Genomic DNA, 18,531 nt, shown 5'->3' with positions numbered 1-18,531 from the left:
GCTGTTGTACGAGCATTTTGCTCGCAACAACGTTCTGTTTGCCATATTCGTAAAGTTAAGTTGGCGGCTTACTATCTCAGCACCACAACATAACAATGAGAACCCTGTCGTGACTGAATACAAAATTGCGTTGCTTGGATTTGGTGGCGTTAACCGCGCGCTGACCCAGCTTATTGCCGATAAGAATTCGCGTTGGGCCGATGAATTAGGTTTTACCTTGAAGATTGTCGGTGTCAGTGACCTTTACCTCGGTTCGATCATTAACAAAGACGGCCTGGACGCTCGTGAATTGGCAGCAGTGCCTGCTGCTAAAGGCAGTTTCAGGACCCTGGCCGGCGGGACTGCTGAGCCGGCAAACGAAACCGTTATCCGCTTCTCTGGCGCCGATATTGTCGCTGAGGCAACGTTCACCAATCCTGTGGATGGTGAACCGGCTACGACCTTCTGCCGCTGGGCTCTGGAAAAGGGCGTCAGTGTCGTGACCACGAACAAAGGGCCCGTGGCGCTGCATGCACAAAGCTTGAAGACGCTGGCCGATAGCACCGGCGCCCGCTTTGAATTTGAAGGTTCTGTCATGAGCGGGACCCCGGTTATCCGTTTGGCCAAGGAGTCACTGGCAGGCTCGGAAATCACCGGCTTCAAGGGGATCCTCAACGGTACTTCAAACTTTGTCCTCTCCAGCATGGAGACGGGGTTGGACTTCTCCAGTGCCGTCGCAAAAGCGCAGGAATTGGGGTATGCCGAAGCTGACCCAACAGCGGATGTAGAAGGGCACGATGTGCGCTTGAAGGTTGTCATCCTCGCCAATGAACTGCTAGGCGCAAAACTCAAACCAAGCGACGTCCTGTGCAAAGGGATTTCTCAAATCACGGCCAAGGATATTGCCGAGGCGACGAAAGCAAATGCCCGCTGGAAGCTGATTGGCAGCGCAGAGAAACGGAGCGATGGTTCGATTTCAGCATCAGTGAGTCCGAAGCTCTTGCCGGCGAGCGACGCGCTCTCAGCCGTGAGCGGAGCCACCAACGCAATTACCTTCAGCACGGCCATTCTCGGTCCCGTCACTGTAGTGGGTGCGGGGGCAGGTCGTTTTGAAACCGCATTTGCCTTGCTCGCCGACATCGTAAGCATCCACAACCACAAAACCACGTCAGGTAAGTAATCATGAATAGCTTGAGTCTCTCGCTCGCTGCTGATTATAAGGCCATTACGGTGCTCAGCCCGTTTGACGGCAGCAAAGTGGGTGAAGTGGCAGACATACCCGCATCATCCGCTACCACGATAGTTGACACCGCCATTTTAGGTGCCTTGATTGCCAAGGATCTGCCGCGCCATGAGCGTGCGCGTATCTTGGAAAAGGCCGCAAGCTCAGTCGAGCGTGACAAGGACTCCTTTGCCAAACTGATCGTCGCGGAGTCAGGAAAAACGCTGAAGCAGGCGCGAAAGGAGGTGTTGCGATGCGTCAATACCTTGAAGTTGTCCGCCGAAGAAGCCAAGCGCAATGCCGGTGAAGTCATTCCTTTTGACGCCTATGTCGGGTCTGAATCTCGTCAGGGCTGGTTCACCCGTGAACCGTTGGGCGTCATCGTTGCCATCACCCCTTACAACGACCCGCTTAACCTGGTCGCGCATAAATTGGGGCCTGCCATTGCAGGAGGAAATGCAGTTGTTCTCAAGCCGTCTGAGCTCACACCGCTATCAGCGATCAAGCTGGTGGAGTGCTTGATCGACGCGGGTCTGCCTCCGGTTGTTGCCACCGTCGCAACAGGCGGCGCCGCCCTGGGCAAGGCTCTTGTGGCCCACCGTGCGGTGCGCATGGTGTCTTTCACCGGCGGCTTTGTCACGGGTGAGCAGATCGCTCGTACAGCTGGCCTCAAGAAGCTAGCGATGGACCTTGGCGGTAATGCGCCGGTCATCGTGATGGCTGATTGTGATTTGGATGAAACCGTTGATTCATGCGTGTCGGGGGCTTTCTGGGCGGCCGGACAAAACTGCATCGGTACCCAACGGATCCTCATCGAGGCCTCACTCTATGAAGCCTTCAAAACGCGCTTTGTTGAACAGACCTCTAAGTTGATCGTCGGCAACCCTGCTGATGAGCAGACGGACGTAGGGCCGATGATTACCGAGGCGTCAGCCAAGCGTACCGAGGAAGTGGTCAATGACGCCATTGCCAAAGGCGCCACGTTGTTGTTTGGCAACACACGCAACGGCTCGCTCTATTCACCGACCGTGCTGGAACGTGTCGACCGCCATTGCAAGTTGTGGTGCGAAGAAGTGTTCAGTCCGGTAGTCATCCTCCAGCGCGTCGGCTCCCTGGATGAAGCATTGGCGCTGGCTAACGAACCTGAATACAGCCTGCATGCCGGGATCTTCACCAGCAATCTGAAGGTTGCATTGACCGCCGCTAAACGACTGGAGGCGGGCGGGGTGATGATCAACGACTCTTCCGACTACCGCTTTGATGCAATGCCTTTCGGCGGTTTCAAGTACGGGAGCATGGGCCGTGAGGGCGTACGTTTCGCTTACGAAGACATGACCCAACCCAAGGTCGTTTGCATTAACGGTGTGAGTGGAAGCTAAGCAACTCGCTCAACTCAAGAATGAAACACACAACAATAAAGAGGAAACGACATGCGCCCCGACAAGCACAATCTTTCGACATTATCTGCAGCGACGCTGGCTGTTCATGGCGGCAATGTCGCGGATGTCACCAGTGGCGCCGTCCGTACGCCATTGGTTATGGCGAACTCCTATCTCTTGCCGGAAGACCCCGCGACCATGGACTGGTCGAGTCCGGATGGGCTCGTGTACACACGCAATCAAGGTCACAACCAGGTCTGCCTTGAGAAAAAACTCGCGGCCCTTGAAGGGTGTGAAGATGCGGTGGTATTCGCGACCGGTGTCGCGGCGTTGCACTCAGTGTTTTTTTCATTCCTGAAAAGTGGCGACCATGTCATTGTCAGTGACATCACCTACCAGGCGGTCTGGCGGCTTTTCGCCGAACTCCTGCCTGAGCGTTACGGCATTGAAGCCACCTTCGTGGATGTCGGTGACCTCGAATCGGTGCGTAATGCCATTCGGCCCAATACCAAACTGATCCACACTGAAACGATCGCCAACCCCACCACGAAAGTTGCAGACATTGCCGCATTGGCTGAAATTGCACACGCCCATGGCGCGCTGATCTCTGTAGATGCCACGTTCACGCCCCCTCCATTTTTCCGTGCAAGTCAACACGGCGTCGACTTTGTCATTCACTCATTGACCAAGTACATCAATGGTCATGGTGATGCCATGGGTGGGGTGGTGATCGGCTCCAACCAGTTGATCAACAAGATCAAGAACGATGCCTTGGTTGACCTCGGTGCGACCATTTCTCCGTTCAATGCATGGATGATAATGCGCGGATCGGTCACGTTGCCTCTGCGTTTAAAGCAATTGCTGAACTCGGCCGAGAAGTTGGCTCACTTTCTGGACAACGACGATCGGATTGCCTACGTCTACTACCCCGGTTTGTCCTCCCATCCACAGCACGAGTTGGCGCGCCGGCAATTTGCGGGCAAGGGCTATGGTGCAGTGATGGCGTTTGCCGTAGAGGGTGATCCTGATGCCCAGAACCGCTTTGTATCGAACCTGCGCATCATCACGTCGGCCGTTTCATTAGGGCACGACGAATCACTGATCGTGCACGTAGGTGCAGAGGGTCGAGGTGGCTTTGACAAGTACCCCGAAGAGTTCCGCCAGTACGGTCATTTGCGCTTTTCAGTCGGATTGGAAGATCCAGATGACTTGATCAAGGATATTGCGTTCGCGCTGGACGCAACATTCAAGTGATTGAGTTGAAAACATCACGAAACTAGGGTTTGGTCAACCCGTCTTTACCCCCGTCCTCGCGGGGGTCTTTTTAATAACGTTGACGTTTTAATTGCGTCTGGCGCGAACAGTCTATGCGTTTTTTATCGTTTAGGAGTTGCTCATGGCTTGGGTGAGTTTGATCATTGCAGGAGTATTTGAAGTGGTGTGGGCTTTTTCGATGAAGCAATCTGAAGGGTTTACGCGATTAGTGCCCACGGTCATTACATTTGTAACCGTGATTGCCAGTTTTGCGCTGTTGTCCTTCTCGATGAAGAGCTTGCCGCTGGGTACGGCATACACCATCTGGACGGGGATCGGCGCTGTGGGAGCTTTTGCTGCAGGTATTTTCTTCATGGGTGAACCCGCCACGCTGTTGCGTATCGTGGCCGCCGTATTGATTGTCAGTGGACTGTTAATGATGAAATTGGTGTCTGCTTGAAAGGCGAGCATTTTGCTCGTGATAACGTTCAATTTGCCATATTCGTAAAGTCGCCGTACTCAGGTAACGTTCAAGTCCAGACGCAGGTCTCGCTAAATAATAACGAGCGTCATGGTTAATGCTGTCGGATGTTTACTGCCCTTAATCCAACTACAATATCTAGGGATGTAATTATGATTTCGCTAAAGAAGCTATGTTTAGTAATGGGCTTGGCGTTGTGCACAAGTGCAGTGTCTGCCAAAGAATACTCCACCTTGCGTTTCGGCGTAGATGCCAATTACGCGCCGTTTGAGTCCAAGGCCGCCGATGGCAGCCTCAAGGGATTTGATATTGACTTGGGCAACGCGATTTGCGCCAAGCTTTCAGTCAAATGCATCTGGGTGGAAAGCGATTTTGATGGCCTGATTCCAGGCCTCAGGGCCGGCAAGTTCGACGGTATCCTGTCATCCATGACCGTGACGGCCACTCGTGAAAAAGCCATTGATTTTTCAAGCGAGCTTTTCTCCGGATTCACGTCCTATGTGTTCAAGAAGGGGTCGGACCTGAGCACGGATGTGGCATCACTCAAAGGCAAAACGGTTGGCTATTTTCAAGGCAGTATCCAGGAAGCTTACGCCAAGGCCGTGCTGGACAAAGCCGGGATAAAAATCCAGTCCTATCAGAACCAGGATCAGGTGTATTACGACCTGGTAGCGGGGCGGCTGGATGCATCCCTTCAGGATGCGCTTCAAGCCCAACTGGGTTTTATCAACTCCCCCCAGGGCGCTGACTACGAAATGAGCCCGTCGGTCGAGAGCCCTTATCTTCCCTCCAAAACAGCCATCGGCATCGCCAAGGGCAATACAGAGCTCAAGGCCTTGCTGGATAAAGCGATCCAGGCTCTTCACGACGATGGCACCTATGATTCGATCCAGAAGCAGCATTTTGGCGATCTGAATCTTTACCGCGGCAAATAACCACCCGGCGCTCGTCCGCTGGATGGGCGTTTTCGCTATAGGTTGTTGATCATGTTTGAACCATTATTAGGCGCATTGGGGCTCTCTGCATTCAGCTTGCAAGGCTTCGGCCCGCTGCTGCTCGAAGGCACCTGGATGACCGTCAAGCTGTCCCTGTGCTCTCTTTTGCTTAGCGTATTGCTCGGGTTGATGGGCGCCAGCGCTAAACTGTCCAGTCTCAAGCTGCTGCGTATGCCCGCGCAGCTCTACACCACACTGATTCGTGGGGTGCCGGATCTGGTGCTGATGCTGTTGATTTTCTACAGTCTGCAAACCTGGCTGACGGTCATCACAGTGGCATTGGGCTGGCAGTACATCGAAATCAATCCCTTCGTCGCAGGAATCATCACCCTTGGTTTTATCTACGGCGCCTATTTCACCGAAACTTTCCGCGGCGCCATGCTGGCCGTACCCCGTGGACAGGTCGAAGCCGCTACTGCCTATGGGTTAAGTCGCGCCCAGCGTTTTCGCTTTGTGGTATTCCCGCAAATGATGCGGTTTGCCCTCCCGGGGCTGGGTAATAACTGGATGGTAATTCTTAAAGCCACCGCATTGGTGTCGATCATCGGCCTGGCTGATTTGGTAAAGGCTGCCCAGGACGCAGGAAAAAGTACCTATCAATTGTTCTTTTTCCTGGTACTGGCTGCACTGACCTATCTGATCATCACCAGCATCTCCAACTTCGTCCTGCGCTGTCTGGAAAAACACTACGCCGCGGGTTTACGGGAGGCAGTGCGATGATCGAACTACTGCAGGAGTACTGGAGGTCATTCGTCTACAGCGATGGCCAGCAAATCACTGGTCTGGCCATGACACTATGGTTGCTCAGCGCATCGCTTTTCATCGGCTTTATCGTATCTATTCCATTGTCCATCGCACGCGTGTCCCCCAGGTTTTACGTGCGCTGGCCAGTGCAGTTTTATACCTACCTGTTCAGGGGGACACCGCTCTACATCCAACTGCTGATCTGCTACACCGGAATCTACAGCCTCGCCGCAATACGCGCTCAGCCTGTGTTGGACGCATTCTTTCGCGATGCAATGAACTGCACCATTCTTGCCTTCGCTCTGAACACGTGCGCTTACACCACCGAGATATTTGCCGGGGCCATTCGCAACATCGCTCATGGCGAAGTCGAGGCGGCAAAAGCGTATGGCCTCTCGGGATGGAAACTCTATGCGTTTGTGATCATGCCGTCAGCCTTGCGTCGCTCGCTGCCGTATTACAGCAACGAAGTGATCTTGATGCTGCACTCAACCACGGTGGCATTCACCGCCACGGTGCCGGACATTCTCAAAGTTGCCCGTGACGCGAACTCAGCGACCTTTTTAACCTTTCAATCGTTTGGGATTGCGGCACTGATTTACCTGGCGGTCACCTTTGCGTTGGTCGGAGTGTTCCGAATTGCCGAACGTCATTGGCTGGCCTTTTTAGGGCCGACTCACTGAGCCCTGTATCTGACAGGGCCGCTCCCAACCCGCTTAGAGGATGATTGCGAACATGTACAAATTGACGGTTGACGGACTACATAAGAGTTACGGTACCCATGAAGTACTCAAGGGTGTTTCCCTGCAGGCCAAAACGGGCGATGTCATTAGCCTGATCGGCGCGAGCGGTTCGGGAAAGAGTACGTTCCTGCGCTGTATCAATTTTCTCGAAACACCCAACGACGGTGCCATGAGTTTGGATGGCAAACCAATTTGCATGGTTAAAAATCATGCAGGATTACGTGTGGCGGATGACCGTGAGCTGCAACGGCTGCGTACCCGCTTGGCCATGGTCTTCCAGCATTTCAACCTGTGGGGACACATGACCGTGTTGGAAAACATCACCATTGCCCCGCGGCGGGTGCTAGGCGTCAGCAAAAAAGACGCAGAAGATCGTGCCCGGCGGTACTTGGATAAAGTCGGCTTGCCTGCCCGTGTTGCCGATCAGTTCCCTGCGTTTCTTTCCGGAGGTCAACAGCAGCGGGTAGCGATCGCCCGCGCCCTCGCCATGGAGCCCGAAGTCATGCTGTTCGACGAACCCACCTCGGCGCTTGACCCTGAGGTGGTGGGCGAGGTGCTCAAAGTCATCCAGGGGCTTGCTGAAGAGGGGCGCACCATGATCATGGTGACTCATGAAATGGGGTTTGCACGCAGAGTGTCGAACCAACTGCTGTTTCTTCATCAGGGACTGGTCGAAGAGCAGGGCGGACCTGAGATCCTGGATAATCCCAGAAGTGAACGCCTGCAGCAGTTTCTCTCCAACGGGCTGAAGTGAAATACCTTGGCTATGACCAGCGGAAGGAAGATCCACGGGCCCCCGGAGTGTTTGGGACGCATCGACGAGGCCATCGTCGATGTACTGCGCCGTAACGGGCGTATTACCTATAAAAAACTTGCCTCGCTGGTGCACTTGAGCGAGAGCCCTTGTCAGCAACGCGTTCGCAGGCTGGAAAGGCTGGGCGTCATCCGCGGCTACGGGGCATTCATTGACGAGCATAAGCTATCGCCCGGTTTGTCACTGGTGGTTCTAGTGACACTGGCAGACGGCAGAGCATGCAGCACGCAAAAGATGTTTGAGGCGCTTGTCAGTGCTTGCCCGCAAGTCATTGAGTGTCACCTGGTGAGTGGTGCGCTTGATTACTGCCTGCGGATACGCTGCCGGGATATGGAGCATTTCCGATCAGTCACTGAGTCCTGGCTGGAGAGCACTGAACTGCACATCGAGAAACTGGTGGCCTATCCACAGTTGGCCGTCATCAAGCCGTCATCGACGCACCTTGGTATCGCATAACAATTACAACACTCCACGCCTAGAGATAAACCATGATGATTGCGAACCTGAAGTTCAGTCATAAGGTATTGCTTGCGGCATCATTCGTTGTTGTCGCAGCGTTTTCGCTTTTTACGCTTTACAACGACTCGATTCAGCGCAAAACCATCCGCTCGAACCTTGAAAACCACCTAGAAGAAATGAGCAAGATCACGGCTGCAAGCGTTCAGTTCTGGCTCTCTGGGCGGGTACTTCTAATAGATCATGTTGCCCAGGAGGTTGCCAATGATCCCGCGTCGCAAAACATCACGCGGCTGCTGGAGCAGAGGTCGTTGCTATCGACGTTTACCTTCACTTATCTAGGCAGTCGTAACGGTAGTTTCGTCATCCGGCCAAAGGACGATCTACCTGCTGATTACGATCCTCGCACCCGGCCTTGGTATACCGACGCAATGGCTGCAGGAGGGACAACGCTGACTGAGCCTTACCTCGATGTGACGACATGGCAACTGATGATGACCATTGCAACGCCGGTCAGTCAGGACGGCCAGCCGCTTGGAGTGGTAGGCGGGGATCTTACACTGGAGACGCTGGCGACCATTGTCAGCTCGCTCGACCTAGGTGGAATTGGCTATGCCTTTCTGGTCAACGCAGATGGCAGGGTGTTGGTTCATCCAGAAAAAGAACGGGTGATGAAGCAATTGAGCGATATTTACCCCCTGAACACGCCATCACTTAGCTCCCATATCAGCGAGACGGAGCAGGACGGAAAACCTCAAATTTTGATGTTCTCGCCGATCAAGGGACTGCCTTCGGTGAACTGGTATATCGGTTTGTCCATCGACAAAAGCAAAGCTTATGCGGCACTTGATGACTTTCGCACTTCCGCCATTTTGTCGATGGTTATTGCCGTTGCGACCACGCTGCTTTTGCTGGGCTTGCTTATTCGCGTACTGATGCGGCCCCTGAGGTTGATAGGTACAACCATGCGGGATATCGCCCAGGGAGAGGGCGACCTTACCCGCCGCTTGAGTGCGCATTCGAAAGATGAGTTCGGAGAACTGGCCGCAGACTTCAACCTTTTCGTGGAACGCATTCAGCACTCAATACGTGAAGTGTCATCTGCTACCGAGCATGTCAATGAAGTGGCCAGGCGTGTAACGCAGACCTCTAGTGCGTCAATGTCAAACTCGGACGACCAGGCCAATCGCACCAACAGTATTGCGGCCGCGATTAACGAACTCGGCGCGGCGGCCCAGGAAATCGCGCGTAACGCGGGTGACGCTTCCCTTCAGGCGTCGGATGCCCGGTGCCAGGCTGAAGATGGCCGCGAGGTGGTGACCCAAACGATAAATGCCATGGGCGCGCTCTCTGGGAAAATCCGCACGTCATGCAGCAACATAGAGGCGCTGAATGGTAAGACCGAAAATATCGGTCGAATTCTTGAAGTCATCAAGGGCATTTCCGAACAGACCAACCTGCTGGCACTCAATGCCGCGATCGAGGCCGCGCGGGCGGGTGAAGCCGGGCGTGGGTTTGCTGTTGTAGCTGACGAAGTTCGCAGCCTGGCTTACCGCACGCAGACGTCAGCCCAAGAGATCCATACAATGATTGCAGAGCTTCAGATGGGCGCACGTGAGGCGGTACTCACCATGAACGAAAGCGAGCGCTACAGTAAGGACGGCGTGATTATCGCCAACCAGGCCGGTGAGCGGCTGGGCAGCGTCAGTCAGCGCATCGGCGAGATTGACGGAATCAACCAGTCGGTGGCGACAGCAACTGAAGAGCAAACTTCGGTCATCGGTTCACTGAACATCGACATCACCGAGATCAAAAACCTCAACCAGGAAGGGGTGGAAAACCTGCAGGCCACACTGCTTGCTTGTGACGATCTTGAACGACAAGCCACACGACTCAAGCAGCTGGTGGATGGCTTTCGAACTTAGGCCATCCCTACAAGAGCAGGCATTGAATCACGCGCGCGAGAACAGCAGCTTAAAACCTGCTGCGCCAAAGACCAACGCAAGGGTGCCTTCAATCCATCGGCGCGCCCTGCGATAACCCCGAATCATCGGTGCCGTGGAGAAAACGATCGCATAACCGCAGAAAATAGAAATGCTCAACACGGCACAGCCAGCCAGGATGATCATAACTGTTACAGGTGTCGCTTGTGGTCCCAGGCCGAGCGTCATCGTGGCGATCCAACCCAGTAATGCCTTTGGGTTGGTCAGGTGCATAAGCAAGCCCCGCCGGTAGAGGCCAAAACCCGAGATAGGCGGTGCTGCGCCCAGCGCTTTCTCAATTTTCTCGTCAGGTGTCAGGGCAGAACGTCCCGCTTTCAGGGCTAGGAACAGCAAGTATGCTCCGCCGACGATCTTGAGCACGAAGAGTGCCTCTGCGAACTGAAGCAGAATGGCCGAGACGCCTGTGGCGGCCATCGATCCCCAAAAAAAAGAACCACTGATCACTCCGGCTGCAAGCATCAGCGCAGGTTTTCTGCCTTGGTGCATGGCAACGCCCATGATCCGCATATTGCTGGGCCCCGGGCTTGCCGCTCCAACAATGTAGGCGGTAAAAACGAGTAGAAGGTGGTGGAAATCAAATGACATCAGTCGACCCTCGAGCTGCTTGTAATAGCTCGCAGCTTAAGTGTTCATAAGCTATTCGTCATTGGGTTCTTTAGCTGAATTTTCTGGCTTATTTGATTCTCATCTCGTGGGACTGGATCGCGCTCAATGGGATGTTTTCCATCGCCAACTTCCTGTAGTCCTACGCCGAGTTTGCCCCTGCCAATCCCGTCATCAGCGTGTGATTTTTCGAGATTTGGGCTGCTGGACCTTAGACTGGGGGCATCCTTTTCGAACCATCCAAAGCATGCCCTCAGATATGCCCCCAATGTAGCAATGCACTGGAGGTGGATGGATCTCCATGGTCCTTGAAAAGGCAGAAGTGATCGGATAAACAGCCCGCGATCCGGCCCCTAGAGACTCTCAGGGTCGCCAAAGAACATCTGAATCCGCGACCGCAACCACCGCTCCCCCGGATCATTATCCTGCGACCCTCGCCACGCCATGTGCAGTTCAAACGAGCGCACCGGCAACGGCGGCTCTTCGGCGCGCAGGCCGCCGGCGGCGGTCAGGGCTTCGGCGGCGTAGTCGGGGACGATGGCGACGATGTCGGTGCCTGAGAGCAAGGTGCCCAGGCCGTTGAACTGCGGCACGGCGAGCACTACGTGGCGCTTGCGGTCGAGCTTTTCCAGTTCTTCGTCGATGAACCCGCTCAAGTCGCCGGCAAACGACACCAGCGCGTGGGGGCGGGCGCAGAAGTCGTCCAGGCTCAGGGAGCCCGGCACGCTGTCGGCGCGCAGCAGTTTCGGCAGGCTGCGGCGCAGGACTTTGCGCTTGGCGTTGGCCGGCAGGTCGGCGGTGTAGCTGACGCCAATCGAGATTTCGCCGGAAGCGAGCAGGCCGGGCATCAGGATGTAGTTGACGCGGCGAACCACCAGCACGATGCCGGGGGCTTCGGCGCGCAGGCGCTTGAGCAGTTGGGGCAGCAGGGCGAATTCGACGTCATCGGACAGGCCGATACGGAAAACGGCGGTGCTGGTCGCCGGGTCGAACTCGGCGGCGCGGCTGACGGCGGTGGAAATCGAGTCCAGGGCCGGGGAGAGCAGGGCGAAGATTTCGACCGCGCGGGCCGACGGTTCCATGCTGCGGCCGGTGCGTACGAACAACGGGTCATCGAACAGCCCACGCAGGCGCGACAATGCCGCGCTGATCGCCGGCTGGCCCAGGAACAATTTCTCGGCAGCGCGGGTCACACTGCGCTCATGCATCAAGGTTTCGAATACGATCAAGAGGTTAAGGTCGACACGACGCAGGTCGTTACGGTTCATCTTGTGTCCTGGAAGAGTCAGCAAACTTGACGAGAGCGGCCACATAGGAACAATGACCGGCATGAATCTTACGGGGAAAGGCTGGTACTCTGCACAGGATAATTGAGTTTTCCTACGATACTTGAGGTCAATTCCTCAGTTGCGGAATCAATAACAGACATGTCGACTATTAACGGCGACCGGTGGTCTTACCTGGAAAGCCCAGATAGAGTTCATGGCATTAGAGGTTACTTTGACGAGGTTTGCGATGTCCCGCACGATCCGTTTTCACAAGTTTGGTCCGGCCGAGGTGCTCAAATGCGAAGAGCATGCAGCCGCGCAGCCCGCACCGGGCGAAGTGCAGGTGCGTGTCGAAGCGATTGGCATCAGCTGGTATGACATTCTGTGGCGCCAGAACCTGGCGTCCTCCCATGCACGCCTGCCGTCCGGCCTTGGTCATGAGATGGCCGGTGTCGTGGTTGCCGTAGGCGATGGCGTGGATGACTTGGCCGTCGGCGATAAAGTCGCCAGTTTTCCGGCCGAGAGCCCCAATGATTACCCGGTGTATGGCGAACAGATCGTCCTGCCCCGTTCGGCCCTGACCCGCTACCCGGATGTCTTGAGCCCTATTGAAGCGAGCGTGCACTACACGCCGCTGCTGATCGCCTACTTTGCGTATGTGGACCTGGCACGCGTCAAGCCCGGCCAATTTGCCCTGGTGACGGACGCCAGCCACTGCGCTGGCCCTTCCTTTGTGCAACTGGGCAAAGCCCTGGGTGTGCGGGTGATTGCCGCGACCAAGGACAGCGAAGAGCGCGAATACCTGCTGTCCCTCGGTGCGGAGAAAGTCATCGTCACCGAAGAACAGGACCTGCTGATGCAGATCAACAAGTTCACCGACAACCGCGGCGTGGACGTGGTGTTCGATGGCTTGGGCGGGCCGCAGATGTCGCTGCTCGGTGATGTGCTGGCGCCACGTGGCAGCCTGGTGCTCTATGGCCTGCAAGGTGGCAACCAGACGCCATTCCCGGCCTGCGCGGCGTTCCAGAAGAACATTCAGTTCTTTGTGCATTGCATCGGTAACTTCACCGGCAAGCCTGAGCTGGGCATCATCCAGGACCAGGTCGCCTTGCAGCGGGCCCTGCGGGATATCAACCAGCTGACTGCTGACCGCGTGCTGGTACCGCTGAAAACCACGGTGTTTCCATTCAATCAGTTCGTGGAAGCACACCGCTACATGGACGAATGCCCGTGCCGCGAGCGTGTGGCACTGCAGGTTGAAGCTGTTTAAGGCGTAGGAATATTCGCAAACGAGTGTTCCTGACCGCTGGCGCATGGGGCAAATGCGCCATTTGACAGGGCTGAAGCCGCGCAGGCTTCAAGTTGACCTCCCTGCATTTGAGCCCCTGATTCCTGGCTTTTCCCCTGACGCCGCGTTGAATTCCAGCGCGGCGTTGTTGTGTGCGCGTCATTAACGCCTGCGGCGTTGTCTATCTGCACTGGTATTCGGCCAGCTTCTGTATCTATTAATCATTATTCCAGCGCTGATAATTGCCCTTCACTTTCATCTCAAGGACTGAGCAATGATTGACTATTTGATGCGTCATCCGCGAGGGCTTCGAACTCATCGCGCAGCCGAGACGTGGTGCAGGGCGAGCACTTACTTGCAGGGGAAGTTCACAGTGTGGACAGCCAGAAGTTGCTCGAATCAATTTGTCGGATGTTTCTTCAAGTTGTTGGATAAAGGTGCGTAGGAGGGCGTCGGAATAGTCCTAGGATGGCCGCCTCGGCGCGCTTCGGCCCAGTAATAAAGGCTGTCTGTGCGTTTTCCAGGCGTGAGCCATGCCCGAGGAGATCCGTGTCGTTTTGTTGCGCGGTGCTAGTGTCTATTCATCGGTGCACCTGGCGGCGGGCGAACTTCTTATCTGCGCAATAGCTCAAGCAAACACTGTCAGCAGTTGCTTGAAACTGATATTTCAACTCAGGTAGTAGAATGATGAGCACTATTCACGAACAAGCCATGACGTATGTTTACCAGCAAGTTCTGCAACGCTTGATCGGGCACTTTAATCGCGCTGAACGTACTGCACTTCAATTGTTGATCCAGCGCATCGTGGTCGCGGCGGGTGGCATGGAACAGGTGGGGGATTACAAGGTGCTGATCGCCCACGGCGGCGGCGAGGTCAGCAGCTACACCCTGGCGCTGCTGCGCGCTGCGCAACTGAGTATTGCCGGCCGGGCCCCGCGTACCTTTCACTTGCGGGTCGCGACCCTGCGCTACCCCGGCATGACCGAGAGCAGGCTCGACACCCTCAATCGAGGCTACAGCCGCCTGTTTCTCCACGACGACCCGCGCGTGGAGTTGTTGATGGTGGAAAACCACGACGTTCACCCCTTCAACCACCTTCGTCCGGCCAATGCCGCCGGGCGTGAAATCAGCCAGCGCAATCGGGTGATGGTGGGGCACATGACCGCCGGAGACTGTCGCGCGGCGCTGAGCAATGACACCTACCTGGCCTTGGGGGATTTCTACCAGCGGGCCAGCACCTGGCGCGGCGGTGTGCATGCGCTGGTCAGTGGCGATTCGCCACGCAAACAGAGCCACTTGCTTGCCTGGCTGAAGAAGACCGCGCTGGGCACCGGTGTCGCCGCCCCCAAAGCCTGGCCGCAGTCGCTCAACGGCTTGTTCGCGCGCATGGAAGAATGGAGCACCGCTTACTACGACGACCTGTACGGCGAAGAACATGCGCCGCGCGTCACGCCCAGTCTCGCCGGCCACCGCCACTTGGCGTACATCGGCATTGCCGACCTGCTCGATGGCGTCGACCCCCGGTCGTCGTCCTTGCTCACCGAGTTCATGGCCCACACCCCTGACGCCCTGGGCTTTCATTTCAGCCATCCGGCCTTTTCCCATCCCTTGCTGATGGCCCACCTGCGTGGGTTGCAGGCCGAGTGCCTGCGCACGCTGGACTACGAAATGGGCGTCGAAGGCTTTATTCAGCAGGTGGCTCCGTTCATGCGCCGCCTGCACCTGAGCGAGGCGATGTTCGCCGAGGCTTGCACCGGTGATGGCCGCACCTTGTCGGCCACCCAGGCCAACCAGTTTTTCGGCCTGGATGAAACCCAGCTGACTTGCCTGCTGTTCTCGCCGTTTATCCATCATGGCGAACGGCTCGAAAGCTATTTGCGCCAGTGCCATCCCGGCATGTTGGTGGCCCTGCCTGAGCTGCACAAACTGCTGCAGGGCAAGCCCTGCGCCGACATGCTGCAGCAGTGGGTGGTGGACACCAGTGGCTTGCCGCTGCCGCTGTTGCTGCACCTGTACCAGAAACGGCCGATGGTCATTACGGGCAGTAAACCGAGCGGCGCCCGCGCAACGGCCCGCAACCCTGCGCAGGCCCTGCAATTGTCCGGTCAATGAGCCTGCGCGGCGAGCGGCAGGCTGACTTCGCGTATCAGGCGGTCTATCGCTACATGATCAGCCTGATCAACCAGGTCAGTACCGATGCCCGGGTAAAACTGCCGTCCTTGCGCCAACTGGCCGGGCGCCTGAACGTATCGATCTCGACGATCCAATACGCGTATTCGCTGTTGGAGAAGGAGGGCAGGGTCTATTCGGTGGCGAAATCGGGCTATTACGCCTGGCCGCTGTCGGTGAGCCCGTCGGCCTGGGCGGGCGGCGATTTGCTCGATCGCCTCTACGCGGCGGCCCGTCGCCCCGGCATGCTGGTGCTCAGCGGCGATGAGCCGGCGTTGCTGGCATCCCTGGATAGCAGCTTGTTGCGATTGGAGCGCGAGTTGGTGCGTCACTATCCGCATCCCTTGCAGCCGTGGTCGCAGCCGTGCGGCGTGTGGGAATTGCGCGCGGCGTTGGCGGCGCGCTACACCACATCGCCCACGCGCTGCTGGCACGCCGACGAGGTGTATATCGGTGCCGATTTGCGCGGGGTGTTGGACATTCTGATCGAGGTGCTGGGCCTGCGGGGCACCACGGTGATTGTGGAGTCACCGTGTGATTGGCTGATCCTGCGTCTGTTCCAGGATGCCGGGGTGCACCTCATCGAGCTGCCCTGGACGCCCGACGGACACCTGGACATGGCGACCCTCGATCAACTGTTACGTGATGAGCCTGTGCACCTGGTGTTGCTGTCCTCGGCGGTCAGCATGCCCTCGGGGGTGGCGATGTCGATCAGCGAACGCCTGGGCGTCGCGCAGTTGCTCGAGCAATACGGCTGCTGGCTGCTGGAGAACGACACCTTCGGCGAGCTGGGTTTCAAGGGGTCGCAAGCGCCCCTGCGGGAGTTGGTGAACCCCGAACGGTTGATCGTGTTTTCTTCGTTCGAGAAGGTCCTGGGCGCGGAAGCCCCCTTTGGCTATCTGCTGTCCCGGCGCATGAGCAGTGAATTGCAGCGTCAGTTTCTGCTGCGTTCATTTCGTCTGTCATCGATCCGCCAGCGTGCCATTGCGCGCCTGTACCAGAGCGGCCGGATCGACCAGCACTTGCGCGCACTGCGCCAGCAATTGCGCGAGCAGGCGGCCGAAATGGGCCAGCGCCTGGATCAGCACTTGGGGGACCAGGTGACTTACCGCGCGCCCGCCGCCGGGGCGACGTTCTGGCTGGGCTGCACCCGACCGGTCGATATGCGCCAGGTGTTCCAGCGCCTGCTGACTGAACACGTGGTGATGGCCCCGGGCGAACTGTTCAGTGTCAGCGGCCTGCATCGCCAGCACCTGCGCATCAGCCATACCTTTGAAGGGCAAACCAACCTGGATATTGCCCTGGCTGCATTGAGCGACGCGCTGCGGCAGGCACAGATGGGGTGAATACGTGAATTTTCTCTTGATGCTGTAGGATCGATACCGTCGCGCAGCAGTCGAACACTCAGTAAACTGCGACTTTTCCGATTCCTTCTTTCCGAGGTTCATGCATGACAATCAGTCCTTTTGCGGGCAAGCCGGCGCCAGCCCAGTTGCTGGTGGATATCCCGCGACTGGTCACGGCCTACTACACCGGCCAGCCTGATGCAGCAATCTCCACCCAGCGCGTGGCCTTTGGTACCTCCGGGCACCGGGGCTGCTCGTTCGACCTGAGCTTCAACGAATGGCACGTGCTCGCCATCAGCCAGGCCATCTGCCTGTATCGCGAAGCCCAGGGCATCAACGGCCCGCTGTTTGTCGGCCTGGATACTCATGCACTGTCGACGCCAGCCGGCGCCAGTGCCCTGGAAGTGCTGGCCGCCAATGGCGTGCACGTGATGCTGGCCGAAGGTGATGAGTACACACCAACGCCGGCGATTTCCCACGCCATCATCTGCTACAACCGCGGTCGTACCAGCGGCCTGGCCGACGGCATCGTGATCACGCCGTCACACAACCCGCCGCAAAGCGGCGGCTACAAGTACAACCCGCCCAATGGTGGCCCGGCTGATACCCACGTCACCAAGTGGATCGAAGCCAAGGCCAACGAACTGCTGGCGAACAAGCTGGCTGGCGTCAAGCGCATCACCCACGCGCAGGCCCTCAAGGCGGACACCACCCATCGCCATGATTACCTCAATAGCTACGTGGCTGACCTGGTCAATGTGATCGACATGGACGCCATCCGCAGCGCCGGCCTACGCCTGGGCGTGGACCCGCTGGGCGGAGCAGGGGTGCGCTACTGGTCGGCGATTGCCGAGCATTACCGCCTGAACCTGGACGTGGTGAACACCGAAGTCGATTCGACGTTCCGCTTCATGAGCGTCGACTGGGATGGCCAGATCCGCATGGACCCGTCCTCCAGCTACGCCATGCAAGGCCTGATCGGCCTCAAGGAGCGCTTCGACGTTGCCTTCGCCTGCGACCCGGACCACGACCGCCACGGCATCGTGACCCCGTCCGGCGGCCTGTTGGCGCCCAACAACTACCTCGCGGTGTCGATCGACTACCTGTTCCAGAACCGTCCCGACTGGCGTGCCGACGCGGCCGTGGGCAAGACCGTGGTCAGCAGCGGCCTGATTGACCGCGTGGCGGCCCGCATCGGTCGGCGCCTGTACGAAGTGCCGGTGGGCTTCAAGTGGTTCGCCGATGGGCTGTTCGAGGGTTCGCTGGGCTTTGGTGGTGAAGAAAGCGCTGGTGCCTCGTTCCTGCGCAAGGACGGCACGGTGTGGAGCACTGACAAGGACGGTTTGATCCCGGCGCTGCTGGCGGCAGAAATGACCTCGCGCAAAGGCCAGGACCCGAGCCAGATCTACCGTGGCTTGACGGATGCGCTGGGCGAACCCTTTGCCATTCGCGTCGACGCCAAGGCGACGCCGGCGCAAAAGGCCCTGTTGGGCAAGCTGTCGCCGCAGCAGGTGACCTCCACCGAACTGGCCGGCGAAAGCATCCAGCAGATCCTCAGCCATGCGCCGGGCAACAACCAGGCGATTGGCGGCTTGAAAGTGATGACCGAAAACGGCTGGTTCGCCGCGCGTCCGTCCGGCACCGAGGACATCTACAAGATCTACGCCGAGAGCTTTATCGGCGAAGATCACCTCAAGCAGCTGGTAGAAGAGGCACAAGTGCTGGTTGACGGCGCTATCAGCGAATAACCCGCTGCAGGCGCCGGCTTGCCGGCGATAGCGCTCGCA

The 18,531-nt window shown here is 57.3% G+C and carries 16 protein-coding genes and 1 pseudogene; 15 read left to right on the top strand and 2 right to left on the bottom strand.

The features are described from left to right. The first annotated feature begins 109 nt into the window (after positions 1-109). The 11 genes and pseudogenes from AC07SI_RS05100 (at position 110) to AC07SI_RS05050 (ending at position 9,992) form a co-directional block, all read left to right on the top strand. The gene (locus AC07SI_RS05100) at positions 110-1,159 is read left to right on the top strand and encodes a homoserine dehydrogenase (protein WP_495005290.1); all 1,050 of its coding nucleotides are present in this window, start codon (positions 110-112) and stop codon (positions 1,157-1,159) included. Between the two features lie 2 nt (positions 1,160-1,161). Then, positions 1,162-2,580, top strand: a complete 1,419-nt coding sequence (locus AC07SI_RS05095; protein WP_495005289.1) for an aldehyde dehydrogenase family protein — start codon at positions 1,162-1,164, stop codon at positions 2,578-2,580. Between the two features lie 51 nt (positions 2,581-2,631). Beyond that, a complete protein-coding gene (locus AC07SI_RS05090) occupies positions 2,632-3,834 on the top strand; it encodes a trans-sulfuration enzyme family protein (RefSeq protein WP_027616441.1) in 1,203 nt (400 codons plus the stop codon). 142 nt (positions 3,835-3,976) lie between these two features. Further along, on the top strand, positions 3,977-4,294 hold the full coding sequence (locus tag AC07SI_RS05085) for a DMT family transporter (protein WP_027616442.1): 318 nt from the start codon (positions 3,977-3,979) through the stop codon (positions 4,292-4,294). A gap of 173 nt (positions 4,295-4,467) precedes the next feature. Continuing rightward, on the top strand, positions 4,468-5,250 hold the full coding sequence (locus AC07SI_RS05080; RefSeq protein WP_495005288.1) for a transporter substrate-binding domain-containing protein: 783 nt from the start codon (positions 4,468-4,470) through the stop codon (positions 5,248-5,250). 51 nt (positions 5,251-5,301) lie between these two features. Then, positions 5,302-6,030, top strand: a complete 729-nt coding sequence (locus tag AC07SI_RS05075; RefSeq protein ID WP_027616444.1) for an ABC transporter permease — start codon at positions 5,302-5,304, stop codon at positions 6,028-6,030. After that, positions 6,027-6,737, top strand: coding sequence for an ABC transporter permease (locus AC07SI_RS05070; RefSeq protein ID WP_027616445.1), 711 nt, complete (start codon positions 6,027-6,029; stop codon positions 6,735-6,737). The genes AC07SI_RS05075 and AC07SI_RS05070 overlap by 4 nt, the downstream gene beginning before the upstream one ends. Positions 6,738-6,789: 52 nt before the next feature. Continuing rightward, positions 6,790-7,551, top strand: a complete 762-nt coding sequence (locus AC07SI_RS05065; protein ID WP_495005287.1) for an ABC transporter ATP-binding protein — start codon at positions 6,790-6,792, stop codon at positions 7,549-7,551. A 12-nt stretch (positions 7,552-7,563) separates the two neighbouring features. Next, positions 7,564-8,067: an Lrp/AsnC family transcriptional regulator gene (locus tag AC07SI_RS05060; protein ID WP_495005358.1), complete on the top strand. Its 504-nt coding sequence runs from the start codon at positions 7,564-7,566 to the stop codon at positions 8,065-8,067. A gap of 32 nt (positions 8,068-8,099) precedes the next feature. Further along, positions 8,100-9,134: pseudogene (locus tag AC07SI_RS05055) on the top strand (cache domain-containing protein); the annotation flags it as partial. 93 nt (positions 9,135-9,227) lie between these two features. Continuing rightward, positions 9,228-9,992, top strand: a complete 765-nt coding sequence (locus AC07SI_RS05050; RefSeq protein ID WP_373682479.1) for a methyl-accepting chemotaxis protein — start codon at positions 9,228-9,230, stop codon at positions 9,990-9,992. A 27-nt stretch (positions 9,993-10,019) separates the two neighbouring features. Here the strand turns inward: AC07SI_RS05050 and AC07SI_RS05045 are convergent, their stop codons facing one another. Further along, the gene (locus AC07SI_RS05045) at positions 10,020-10,655 is read right to left on the bottom strand and encodes a LysE family translocator (protein ID WP_027616449.1); all 636 of its coding nucleotides are present in this window, start codon (positions 10,653-10,655) and stop codon (positions 10,020-10,022) included. A 371-nt stretch (positions 10,656-11,026) separates the two neighbouring features. Continuing rightward, a complete protein-coding gene (locus tag AC07SI_RS05040; protein ID WP_120448544.1) occupies positions 11,027-11,941 on the bottom strand; it encodes a LysR family transcriptional regulator in 915 nt (304 codons plus the stop codon). A gap of 247 nt (positions 11,942-12,188) precedes the next feature. Between AC07SI_RS05040 and AC07SI_RS05035 the strand changes: the two genes are divergently transcribed. The 4 genes from AC07SI_RS05035 to pgm all read left to right on the top strand — a co-directional run bounded on the left by AC07SI_RS05035 (position 12,189) and on the right by pgm (position 18,492). Then, positions 12,189-13,211 (top strand): zinc-dependent alcohol dehydrogenase family protein, encoded by a 1,023-nt coding sequence (locus AC07SI_RS05035; protein ID WP_016975808.1) that lies wholly within the window; start codon positions 12,189-12,191, stop codon positions 13,209-13,211. Between the two features lie 705 nt (positions 13,212-13,916). Beyond that, positions 13,917-15,341: a hypothetical protein gene (locus tag AC07SI_RS05030; RefSeq protein ID WP_495005286.1), complete on the top strand. Its 1,425-nt coding sequence runs from the start codon at positions 13,917-13,919 to the stop codon at positions 15,339-15,341. Beyond that, positions 15,338-16,744, top strand: coding sequence for an aminotransferase-like domain-containing protein (locus tag AC07SI_RS05025; RefSeq protein ID WP_495005285.1), 1,407 nt, complete (start codon positions 15,338-15,340; stop codon positions 16,742-16,744). The genes AC07SI_RS05030 and AC07SI_RS05025 overlap by 4 nt, the downstream gene beginning before the upstream one ends. 104 nt (positions 16,745-16,848) lie before the next feature. Then, positions 16,849-18,492: a phosphoglucomutase (alpha-D-glucose-1,6-bisphosphate-dependent) gene (gene pgm, locus AC07SI_RS05020; protein WP_201144359.1), complete on the top strand. Its 1,644-nt coding sequence runs from the start codon at positions 16,849-16,851 to the stop codon at positions 18,490-18,492. The last annotated feature ends 39 nt before the right edge of the window (positions 18,493-18,531 follow it).

The organism is Pseudomonas sp. GW821-FHT05D12 (genome assembly GCF_059419825.1).
This window is presented reverse-complemented; position numbering and strand designations above follow the sequence as displayed.